Below are 10988 nucleotides of genomic sequence, written 5' to 3'. Positions count from 1 at the left end.
GTGATAACAGGAATATTCGTAACAAGCAGGATCGAACAACTAAGAGTACGCTTTGATGGCGGTCGGCATCTAATGCTGTTCGACGTCGATGGATTTGCAGTGCACACCGGTCATATCAATCAATTGATAAAAGATGAATGTATCCGGCCTTATGACATCAGTATTGGTGAAATGTACGTACAAGGCCAGAGTTTGAAATCTGAGGACTTTGGAGACATCTTCGCTGACGCCCTGGCAGGGGAAATGTACAAGTTACATAACGGGCGAGCTAATAATGCGATTCGAAATACTACTAAAGCAGCGGTACTGATATGTACCGCTGCAATGTTTTAATCACATACTTTCAATTCGTATCAATTAATCCTCTTCCAGTGTTCCACCGGCACCATATGTAAGGGCTTCCGATATAGCATCGGGTGCGCACATGATGGAGGCAAAGCTATTGCTGCCAATCATTGATAAATCGGGGAAGCTGATTGCGATTCTGAACTCCGCAGGTAATGCGTAAACCTTGTTGCCTGATATCACCATTTCGTAGGGTAAGTGGCCACTTGATTTGGTATCTTTGAAATCGATGCGATCCATAATGTATTTGTCGCCACTACAATCCACGTTATCAGGGCCTGCCAGGCTAACACCAATCACGGTTTCCTGTTTTCCGGGAAGGTCGATACGGTATACTTTTTTCACGCCACCTTTATTTTCTGACTGCAATGCATTCTCAACCTTTTCAAGTGCTTCCTCATAGGATTTATATTCAACCAGGTTAAGACGATCGTCGAAGTAGGGCATTAACCATTTGTAATGATACTTGCGTAATTTTTTAACTTTCAAACCATCTTCAGGTCCGTATTCTCCCTGGTCGCCCAATGCCTGTTTTAATTGACTGGCTACATCCGATAAATCAGATTTCATACGATAAACATGTGACATATAAACAGGATTGGTAAAGGCGATTTGCACCTGGTCTTTAACCTGCGTTACGGTGACACGTTGTGCGGCACCAAAGGCACCAAAATCAGATGCTGCTGCATTTTGCTTTAACGCGTCATTAGTAACGATGATGATTGTTGTGTTGGCGTAGGGGGAATACTCACCTGCAATTTCAAAACCGGCTGTGGTAAGTTTGTCTTTGGTTTCGTTGACGATTGTTGCTACATCACCGGATTTGGTCTCGGCAAGGATGTACGTTTTTAATAAAGTCTCTGCAATGGCGTTATAACTTGCCAGAAGAGTTATAAAACTAGTGATTAAAATACTGGACAGCTTAAGCGCTTTTTTCATGAAAGATTCCCTTTGCGTTAGTATGTATCTGGGTGATAAGGGTAGTCGCGCGAGGGTAATAAGAAAAGACTATCGCTATTGATATAACTAACGCCAGCAGAAAGCCAGTCTATGGAGTCTATGGTAAGTGTAATAAAACGATCAAAATGACCTGGAAGAATGGTGCCGAGGAGAGGACTTGAACCTCCACGGGGTTACCCCCACTAGCACCTGAAGCTAGCGCGTCTACCAATTTCGCCACCTCGGCAATGAAACAGCTCTAGACCTATTTTGTGGTAGAGTAGTGATTTCGCTGTCACTACATGGTCTGAATTTGTATAATCGGCGGCAACTGTACCCACCGTTGGCCTTCCTGTCAATGGATATGACGGTGAAATATTACGCAGGCTGTATTGCAATAGCAGTATTTTCGCTCAGCTTATAAATTTTTGACACCTGCCAACTAAAGCGCATTGCATGGACAAACCCAGAAATAAATCAGACGCCTTCGCCAAACGCGAAGCCCGGAAATACGCGAGGCCCATCGCAAGCCGGGAATTCATCATGGAAATATTGGCGGATAAAGGCGAACCGCTGACCTGGCAAAAGATTGCCGGAATTCTGGACCTCCATCAAGAGCAGGACATCGAGGCGTTACAACGTCGTCTTAATGCCATGGAGCGCGATGGCCAGGTCATTCGTAACCGTCGTGATGGTTATGGCCTGGTGGACAAGATGGATCTGGTGCGTGGCTACGTCTCCGCCCATCCTGATGGCTACGGCTTTTTGATTCCTGATGACAGCAGTGACGATTTGTTCCTTTCTGCGCGACAAATGCGCGCCGTCATTCATCGTGATCGTGTGGTTGCACGGGTGTCCGGCATTGACCGCAGAGGCCGCCGTGAAGGCGCAATTGTAGAAATTCTGCAACGCAATACCCATAGCGTCGTCGGACGTTATTTTAAAGAATCCGGCATTGGATTTGTGATCCCCGATAACAAACGCATTACCCACGACATAGCGGTGCCTGCTGAATACCAGGGCCTGGCGCAGGAAGGGCAGATCGTTGTCGTGGAACTGGTTGAACAGCCCAGCAAGCGTCGCCAACCATTGGGCAAGATCATCGAAGTACTGGGTGAACACATGGCGCCCGGTATGGAAATCGATGTTGCTATTAGAGCCCATGAGTTGCCTCACCACTGGCCGGCCGAAGTGGAAAGAGAGATGCGGCAGTATTCTGATGAAGTCAGCGATGAAGACATACAAGGGCGCGAAGATATTCGTCATCTGCCATTAGTTACCATCGACGGCCCCGATGCCAGGGACTTTGATGATGCGGTGTATTGTGAGCGTAAAGCAAAGGGTTGGCGTTTAATTGTGGCCATAGCTGATGTCTCGAACTACGTCATGCCAGATAGCGCCCTGGATCTGTCTGCGCAAGAACGGGGAAATTCCGTGTATTTCCCTGGTCGAGTTATCCCCATGTTGCCGGAATTACTGTCTAACGGTTTATGTTCCATCAATCCCGGGGTCAACCGCCTGTGCATGGTGTGTGATATGGATGTGAGCAGTAGTGGTACGGTCAAATCCTATCGCTTCTATGACGCCGTAATGAAATCCCATGCGCGCATGATCTATGATGATGTTGCCTCAATTCTGGATGGCGATGTTGAATTGCGAAAGCGCTTCGAAGAACTGGTACCGCACCTGGAAAACCTGCGCCAACTGTATCGCGCATTTGACAAGCAACGCGCCAAACGCGGCACGATTGAATTTGAAACCACGGAAACCGTGATTCAGTTTGGCCCACACAAGAAAATTGAAAGTATCGTGCCCTTGACGCGAAATATTGCCCACAAACTCATAGAAGAGTGCATGATCACCGCCAATATATGCGCAGCCAGGTTCCTCACCAAACATCTTATGCCCACTCTGTATCGTGTACACGAACTGCCAGGTACCGACAAACTGACAGACCTGCGGGAATTTCTGAAATCTTTTGGCTTAAAACTGGAAGGTGGAGCACACCCGGAAGCCAAACATTACGCCCAGGTGCTAAAAGAAGTTGGTGACCGCCCCGACGCGCATTTAATCCAGACGGTTATGTTGCGCAGCCTGAAACAGGCTGTATATACACCGGAAAATATCGGTCATTTTGGTTTGGCGTTGACGCAATATGCTCATTTTACCTCACCCATTCGACGTTATCCTGACTTGCTGGTGCATCGCGCCATTCGGCATTTGATTCAGGGAAATCAGGCAGAAAGTTTTATTTACTCTGATGAAGACATGGCACGCTTCGGCGAACAATGTTCCATGACCGAACGACGTGCCGATGAAGCCACACGGGATGTGGAAGCATGGTTGAAATGTGAGTACATGATGGACAAGGTCGGCGAGAGTTTTGACGGTATCATATCGGGTGTTACCGGTTTCGGTTTCTTTGTCGAACTGGAAGGCATCTACGTTGAAGGTTTAGTGCACGTTACTTCGCTTAATAATGACTATTATCATTTTGATCCTATCAAGCATTGCCTGGTGGGCGAACGTACCCATCAATCCTATAGCCTGGCTGATAAGGTTAATGTTCAGGTTGCCAGGGTAGATCTCGATGAAAAACGTATCGATTTTGAACTGGTCAGCAAGTACGAAGACGCATATGCCCGTAAAACTAGCGGAAATAAACGCGCCGGAAAACGAAAAACAAAACCAGGCAAGTCCCGCGATAGTGCTCGCAGCCGCGGCAAAAAGAAAAAGGCAACTTCCTCAAAAAAACGCGATTCTAAAAAACCAGGTAAGAAAAAGACAACGAAGAGCAAAAAGCGTGTAGCGAAAACCGCAAAACGCCAGGCACGAAAAAAGAAACGACAATCGTAATTAATACACTATGGCTGATCAGCATTATATCCACGGCCTTCATGCAATAAATGCACTGCTAAATGCCAATCATGAATGTATTAAGCAGTTGTTTGTTGACAATAAGCGTAGTGATAAACGCATTCAGGACATTATTCAGAATGCGGAAAGGCTTGGTGTGCGCCTCGCCTATCAACAGCGCGCTGAGCTGGATCAACTGGCGAAAAAAGGTAATCACCAGGGCGTCGTCGCTCAGTGCGATATGCCGAAAGCAAAACAAGAGCATTACCTTGATGCATTACTGGAAAATCCTGCTCACCCCTTACTGTTTTTAATCCTCGACGGTGTACAGGATCCCCACAACCTTGGCGCCTGCCTGCGAACCGCTGATGCTACGGGTGTTGATGCGGTCATCATCCCCAGGGATCGATCGGTGTCTATCACTTCCACGGTGGTGAAAGTCGCCAGTGGCGCTGCCTATACCGTTCCCCTGGTCAGCGTGACCAACCTCAGTCGAACGATACTCCATCTGCAGGATGCTGGCGTCTGGTTTGTTGGTACGGATGGTGCTTCCTCACAGACCCTGTACGAGCTAAATTTAACCGGACCGATTGCGATCGTGATGGGGGCGGAAGGCTCAGGCATGCGGCGTCTGACCAAGGAAAAGTGCGATTATCTCGTGCAGCTGCCCATGGAGGGGACTGTGGAAAGTTTAAACGTTTCCGTCGCAACCGGGATCTGTTTGTATGAGGTTTTGCGTCAGCGTGCCCAGTCAACAACCGAGTAAACTATCTTTGCGTACGATTTATATCAACTGGAACAGTAAGTTATAGAGGCTTTCTTGAATTGATATTAATCAGTTGCAATATGATCTGGACAAAAAACGCGTAATTGCAGTAAAATCGCCGCCTTTCAACAATATTATTAACTCCTTGTCACACCGTCGCAGAGCGGGTGGCTATAACCCTTGAGGAGAACAACGTGAGACATTACGAAGTCGTGTTTCTGGTCCATCCTGACCAGAGCGAACAGGTTCCTGGTATGGTGGATCGTTACCGGTCCATGATCGAAACAGCCGGTGGCACAATTCACCGCTTCGAAGACTGGGGACGTCGTCAACTAGCTTATCCCATCAATAAAGTTCATAAAGCGCATTACATTCTTATGAACATCGAATGCAACCTCGAAACACTGGACGAATTGAAAAACGCGTTCCGTTTTAACGACGCCGTTATTCGTGACATGTTCCTGGTTCGTAAAGAGGCAGTCACCGAAGCATCCCCACTGGTCAAGCAGAAAGAAGAAGGTCGTGGCCGTGACAGGGATGAAAGCGAATCCGATGAAGGCAGCTCAGGTGAAGCTAAGGCAGCCAGCAGTGAGTCGTCAGAAGGCGAAGTAACTGCAGAAGCGTAATGCCTGATCCAGATTATTTTAGTACTAATTAGTACTTAGCATTTATTTAAACCAGATTTTATTGAGAGGATATTATGTCGCGATTTTTCCGTCGTAGAAAATTTTGTCGCTTCACCGCTGAAGGCGTCAAGGAAATTGATTACAAAGATCTGCAAACATTAAAAGCCTATGTCACTGAGACAGGTAAAATTGTACCAAGCCGCATTACAGGCACCAGTGCAAAATACCAGCGTCAACTGGCTACAGCTATCAAGCGAGCGCGTATGCTGGCTTTGTTACCCTATAGCGATTCCCACAAATAGAATTTCGCTTTGCCGTGTAATATTTGCCGGCAAAGCTTGTGGGTAACTGTTGTACTTAATTGTTAGTAGTTCAGTGAAGAATTTAACAAAAAGCCGAATAAATCATGTTGGCCTGATTTGCATGACGATATTCGATATAAAAAGTAACTATTTAGTAAATTAGCATAATGAAAGCGCTGGCGGCTTACATCATGAAGGGCCGGGCCCAGGCTATCGCGATAGCAACGGGCTTTGCTGTTTTGTCACTTATCTTTCCGCTGTTGGGGTTGTTGAGTGGGGCTGCTGTCGGTTTGGTGACGCTCAGGTCAGGGCCGTCGGCAGGATTGTTGCTGACAGTCGCGACTACTGTAGTGGTATTTGCAATAGCGTCCCTGACAGGTACGCCATTATTATTACCAACCATTGTATCGCTTATCGTTTTGCTATTGCTGGTATGGGTGGCTGGAAGCGTATTGCGTTATACACGATCCCTGGCGCAATCGATATCAACAGTTTCGATTGCGGGGATGCTGTTCATCACGGTGTTCCATATTTCCGTCGGTGATCCTGCTGCCTGGTGGCAATCGCATTTTGATGAGTTTTTTGCGCAGGCTACCGAGTCCATGATGATGGACCAGCAAGTTGTGTTTAAACAAAATCTCGAAACCTGGTCAGAGATTATGACCGGTTTTGTAACAATGGCTTTTTTACTGAATGTAATTTTCAGTTTGTTTATTGCCAGGGTCTGGCAAGCCATGCTGTACAATCCGGGCGGATTTCAGCAGGAGTTTCACGGGTTACAGTTTGGCAAGAAAGTAGCAATTTTTTCCCTGGTGGTTGCGACATTGGCATTGCTACCGGAGAATATCATCGGTTACATCAGTAAAGATCTGTTAATGCTGGTAATGATGATTTACGTATTACAGGGTGTTGCGGTAGTGCACGCCCTGGTCGCGTTAAAAGGTTTGCACTGGGCATGGCTAATCGGCCTGTATCTCCTGGTGTTTTTAATGTCACAACTGGTGGCTATTACAGGTTACATCGATACCTGGCTGGATTTTAGAAAACGGGTTTCCAGTCAAAACTAGGTTTTAATTCGCAGATTTAGTGAGTTGTTTTATTAATGTATGAAATGATGGAGTAATAACGATGAACGTAATTTTACTGGAAAGAATCGCCAACCTGGGAAACCTGGGTGATACTGTAAAAGTAAAAGCAGGTTATGGGCGTAATTTTCTAATCCCGCAAGGTAAAGCTGTACCAGCGACAACAGACAACGTGGAGAAATTCGAAGCGCGTCGTGCCGAACTGGAAAAAGTAGCGGCTGAGAAGCTGGGAACTGCGGAAGCCAGGAAAGATGCTATTGCGAACTTAACGATTACAATTTCGCAAAAAGCCGGTGAAGAAGGCAAACTGTTTGGTTCAGTGGGTACTCATGATATTGCTGAAGCCATAACAGCGGCAGGTGTAGCCGTTGAGAAACGCGAAATTCGCTTGCCGGAAGGCCCGATTCGCCAAATTGGTGAGCACAAGATTGAAGTCGAACTTCATAGCGACGTGGTGACTGAAATCACTGTAAACATCGAGCCAGAATAAAAACATCGTAATGTTTAGTTTTGGTGCGTTAGGTTTTCACGCACGTTGGGCAACGCAAGGTCACGCGGCATACTGAAAAGTTGCGTTACTTACTCCATCATAAAGTCGATCGCTAACTATTTGTGTGACGTTGCGTTGACTTCGATTTCATGGCGATCGCCATGCAGCGACGAAGTCCAAGTATACTTTGCAACCACTTCCCTACATTCTTTACAGTCATATAGACATTCATTGATCAATGTTGCTTTGCTAATGATTCATTCTTTCAAATGAAACGCTAGCGTTTACAGCCAGCTAGCATTCCAAATTAAACTTTGTTTCACATAGTTGGTCTATGCATCTGATCGACTCATTGCAACTGGCAAACAACACTTTTTTTAAAAAATATTTTACGTAAACGCAACACAAGGCATTTGAGTTTTGCTATGCTTTCCTATGCTGTCATCAAACTGTAATAGAGTAAATAATAATGTTTGTGTAGTAGGCAGAACTCGATTGCCGATATATTTTTATCGCTAAAAAATTTTTTTATTACAAAAACTAAAACGCAGTTGAGCCGTTGATAGAATGACCGAACCAGCCATTTCCTCCAAAACCGTTGACCTTGCTGCCGAATCACTGAAGGTAGCCCCACACTCAATCGAAGCAGAACAATCCGTATTAGGCGGCCTCATGCTGGATAACGAAGCATGGGATAAAATTTCCGATATCGTCATTGAGGATGATTTTTACCGCCGCGACCACCGATTGATTTTCCGCGCCATTGACGCCCTGGCCGAAAAAGGCAGCCCTTTTGATGTGGTGACATTGTCTGAGTGGCTGGAATCCAATGACCAGCTTGAAGCAGCGGGTGGATTGCCTTACCTCGGCACCCTGGCGAAAAACACGCCCAGCGCTGCGAATATCCTGGCTTACGCGAAGATTGTGCGCGAACGATCCGTATTGCGCCAACTAATATCGGTAGGACACAAGATCAGCACCAGTTGCTATGAAACCGAGGGCCGCAAAAGTGAAGAGTTATTAGACAACGCTGAAAAACTGGTTTTCAAAATTGCCGAGCAGGGTGCGCGTGGCCGTCGCGAATTTACTTCCATCAAAGACCTGTTAGTCAAAGCGGTTGATCGCATTGACACCCTGTTTCAGCAGGACAATCCGATTACCGGCGTTCCAACAGGTTTTGATGATTTTGACGAAATGACATCAGGCTTACAGCCGTCTGACCTGGTGATCGTCGCGGGCCGTCCTTCCATGGGTAAAACCACCTTTGCCATGAACATTGCCGAACATGCTGCCGTTAAAACGCAGATGCCCGTCGCGGTGTTTAGTATGGAAATGCCTGGCGAACAGTTGGCGATGCGTATGCTGTCCTCATTGGGCCGCATAGACCAGCACCGGGTACGTACCGGTAAACTGGATGATGATGATTGGCCGCGATTAACCCACGCAGTTGGGCAGTTAGCAGAAGCACCCTTGTTCATCGACGACACGCCCGCCTTATCTCCCACGGAGTTACGTTCGCGGGCACGTCGTCTGATGCGCGAACACGGCCTGGGCCTGATCGTGATTGACTATTTACAGTTAATGCAAATTCGCGGTGGTTCAGAAAATCGTACTAATGAAATTTCCGAAATTTCTCGCTCGCTCAAAGCATTGGCGAAAGAATTAAATGTTCCCATCATTGCACTGTCACAATTGAATCGTAGTCTCGAACAGCGACCCAATAAACGACCCGTTATGTCTGATTTGCGCGAGTCAGGCGCGATTGAGCAGGATGCGGACGTCATCACATTTATCTACCGTGATGAAGTCTACAATGAAGACAGTCCAGACAAGGGTATTGCTGAAATAATTATTGGTAAACAACGTAATGGACCCATCGGTACGGTACGCATGACATTCATCGGGCAATATACCCGATTTGAAAATTACGTTTCCACCAATATGTACGAAGATGAAGGATATGCATGAGTCGCGCTACCCAGGCGACGATTAACCTCAAAGCCTTGCGTCACAATCTTGGGCGCGTCAAACAACTCGCTCCCGATTCCCAGATTATTGCCATCATTAAGGCCGATGGCTATGGTCATGGCATCGTGCGTGTAGCCAAAGCACTGGAAGAAGCCGATAAATTCGGCGTGGCCAGTCTCGATGAAGCCCTCGCGTTACGCAATAAAAGTATTCGTAAAACCATCGTACTGTTAGAAGGCGTATTTGAAGCGTCCGAATTCAGCAAAGCCGGTTTACAAAATGTCGAAGTAGTTATTCACCATATTTCCCAGCTGGAAATGCTGGAAGAATATGCCCGTACTGCCTCCAATGCTGCATCTCGTCTATCTGTATGGTTGAAAGTTGATAGCGGCATGCATCGCCTTGGCTTTCCGCCTGACATCGTGCAAATTGTCTGGCAACGTTTGAAGGCCATACCTCTGGTTAAAGATGTTTATTTAATGACGCATTTGGCCAATGCCGATGACCAGAAAGACATGGTCACCAAAATGCAGCTCCAGTTATTCAATCAGGCAACGCAGGGATTGCAGGCTGAAAAATCCATCGCAAATTCCGCGGGTATTATCGGATGGCCTGATACCCATGCCGATGTGGTGCGCCCCGGCATTATGCTTTATGGCGTTACTCCGTTTAATACCGGTACAGGTCTGGATCACCAGCTCGAACCCGTGATGACGCTTTCCAGCGAGCTCATTGCTGTGAATTATCAAAAGAAGGATTCGCCCATCGGTTACGGTGGCGAATTCGTGTGCCCGGAAGATATGCCAGTGGGTGTTGTGGCAATCGGCTATGGTGATGGTTATCCACGCCATGCGAAAAACGGTACGCCGGTATTAATCAACGGCAAGCGAGCAACGTTGATAGGCCGCGTATCCATGGATATGATTTGCGTCGACTTACGACAACAACCTGATGCCAGGGTGGGTGACCCGGTTGTACTTTGGGGTGACGGTCTACCTGTTGAAGAAGTCGCGCGCAGCGCAGACACTATTGGTTACGAGTTGTTGTGCCACGTTACGCAGCGTGTAAAGTTTATCGATAAAAACTAATATAACAGGTTTGCAGTAGCGCTACGCGGGCCAAAAACCAAGCACGTCATTTGACTGGCCCGCGTAGTGTTTATTATTAATGAGCTGGTTATTTCGGCCAAAGGCAAAATTCTTTTTTTTTGAACTTGGTTCTATCATGTGCCGAGGGAGAGTTATTTAAGCTTGGTAAAAATCCTCCCTAACCCTCCTTTAAAAAGGAGGGGACAGATAAGTTTAGTTTTTTAACTTCCCGTTTAGAAGAGTGGAGGACAGTCAAGCCTTGTTTATAATTGCCCGTTTAGCAAAGGAAGGGATGGACTAGCCATGCATTTAACTTCCTGGCTGGAAAAGGAGGGTATGACATAGCAGTTCGACTTTTTACCTCCCCCTTTGTAATAGGGGGATTGAGGGGGATTTAATAAACAGTGGCCAAACGCAAAACCGCCTACGTCTGCAACGATTGTGGCGCCGACTATACCAAATGGCAGGGACAGACAAAGCCCCCCTCTTTGTAAAGAGGGGCGGGGGGAGATTTAAGAATGGC

Annotated in this window: 10 protein-coding genes and 1 tRNA gene; 9 read left to right on the top strand and 2 right to left on the bottom strand. The window is 46.8% G+C overall.

Going from position 1 to position 10988, the window contains the following annotated elements; all coding sequences use genetic code 11:
- A partial coding sequence (locus ACWVCM_RS02400) for a hypothetical protein (RefSeq protein ID WP_455200106.1) occupies positions 1–333 on the top strand: 333 nt, incomplete at its 5' end.
- A 24-nt stretch (positions 334–357) separates the two neighbouring features.
- Here the strand turns inward: ACWVCM_RS02400 and ACWVCM_RS02395 are convergent.
- Entirely contained in the window at positions 358–1284 is a 927-nt protein-coding gene (locus ACWVCM_RS02395; RefSeq protein ID WP_455200105.1) for a hypothetical protein, read from the bottom strand.
- Between the two features lie 160 nt (positions 1285–1444).
- A tRNA-Leu gene (locus ACWVCM_RS02390) sits at positions 1445–1531 on the bottom strand.
- A 209-nt stretch (positions 1532–1740) separates the two neighbouring features.
- Here ACWVCM_RS02390 and rnr point away from each other — a divergent pair.
- From rnr to alr, 8 genes are all read left to right on the top strand, one after another.
- Positions 1741–4140 (top strand): ribonuclease R, encoded by a 2400-nt coding sequence (gene rnr, locus ACWVCM_RS02385; protein WP_455200104.1) that lies wholly within the window; start codon positions 1741–1743, stop codon positions 4138–4140.
- Between the two features lie 10 nt (positions 4141–4150).
- The gene (gene rlmB / locus ACWVCM_RS02380; RefSeq protein ID WP_455200103.1) at positions 4151–4906 is read left to right on the top strand and encodes a 23S rRNA (guanosine(2251)-2'-O)-methyltransferase RlmB; all 756 of its coding nucleotides are present in this window, start codon (positions 4151–4153) and stop codon (positions 4904–4906) included.
- Positions 4907–5100: 194 nt separating this feature from the next.
- On the top strand, positions 5101–5532 hold the full coding sequence (rpsF, locus tag ACWVCM_RS02375) for a 30S ribosomal protein S6 (protein WP_455200102.1): 432 nt from the start codon (positions 5101–5103) through the stop codon (positions 5530–5532).
- 74 nt (positions 5533–5606) lie between these two features.
- Positions 5607–5834: a 30S ribosomal protein S18 gene (rpsR, locus tag ACWVCM_RS02370; RefSeq protein ID WP_455200101.1), complete on the top strand. Its 228-nt coding sequence runs from the start codon at positions 5607–5609 to the stop codon at positions 5832–5834.
- 167 nt (positions 5835–6001) lie between these two features.
- Positions 6002–6901 (top strand): DUF2232 domain-containing protein, encoded by a 900-nt coding sequence (locus ACWVCM_RS02365; protein ID WP_455200100.1) that lies wholly within the window; start codon positions 6002–6004, stop codon positions 6899–6901.
- A gap of 61 nt (positions 6902–6962) precedes the next feature.
- A complete protein-coding gene (rplI, locus tag ACWVCM_RS02360) occupies positions 6963–7409 on the top strand; it encodes a 50S ribosomal protein L9 (RefSeq protein ID WP_455200099.1) in 447 nt (148 codons plus the stop codon).
- Positions 7410–7976: 567 nt separating this feature from the next.
- Positions 7977–9377: a replicative DNA helicase gene (dnaB, locus tag ACWVCM_RS02355; protein ID WP_455200098.1), complete on the top strand. Its 1401-nt coding sequence runs from the start codon at positions 7977–7979 to the stop codon at positions 9375–9377.
- The gene (gene alr / locus ACWVCM_RS02350) at positions 9374–10465 is read left to right on the top strand and encodes an alanine racemase (RefSeq protein ID WP_455200097.1); all 1092 of its coding nucleotides are present in this window, start codon (positions 9374–9376) and stop codon (positions 10463–10465) included. Before dnaB ends, alr begins: the two co-directional genes overlap by 4 nt.
- The last annotated feature ends 523 nt before the right edge of the window (positions 10466–10988 follow it).

This window comes from Kaarinaea lacus (assembly GCF_975902315.1).
This window is presented reverse-complemented; position numbering and strand designations above follow the sequence as displayed.

Excerpts from the sequence above, each read along its gene's own strand:
- ACWVCM_RS02395 (WP_455200105.1), bottom strand. The coding sequence starts at position 1,284 with ATGAAAAAAGCGCTTAAGCTGTCCAGTATTTTAATCACTAGTTTTATA.
- rnr (WP_455200104.1), top strand. The coding sequence starts at position 1,741 with ATGGACAAACCCAGAAATAAATCAGACGCCTTCGCCAAACGCGAAGCC.
- rlmB (WP_455200103.1), top strand. The coding sequence starts at position 4,151 with ATGGCTGATCAGCATTATATCCACGGCCTTCATGCAATAAATGCACTG.
- rpsR (WP_455200101.1), top strand. The coding sequence starts at position 5,607 with ATGTCGCGATTTTTCCGTCGTAGAAAATTTTGTCGCTTCACCGCTGAA.
- ACWVCM_RS02365 (WP_455200100.1), top strand. The coding sequence starts at position 6,002 with ATGAAAGCGCTGGCGGCTTACATCATGAAGGGCCGGGCCCAGGCTATC.
- rplI (WP_455200099.1), top strand. The coding sequence starts at position 6,963 with ATGAACGTAATTTTACTGGAAAGAATCGCCAACCTGGGAAACCTGGGT.
- dnaB (WP_455200098.1), top strand. The coding sequence starts at position 7,977 with ATGACCGAACCAGCCATTTCCTCCAAAACCGTTGACCTTGCTGCCGAA.
- alr (WP_455200097.1), top strand. The coding sequence starts at position 9,374 with ATGAGTCGCGCTACCCAGGCGACGATTAACCTCAAAGCCTTGCGTCAC.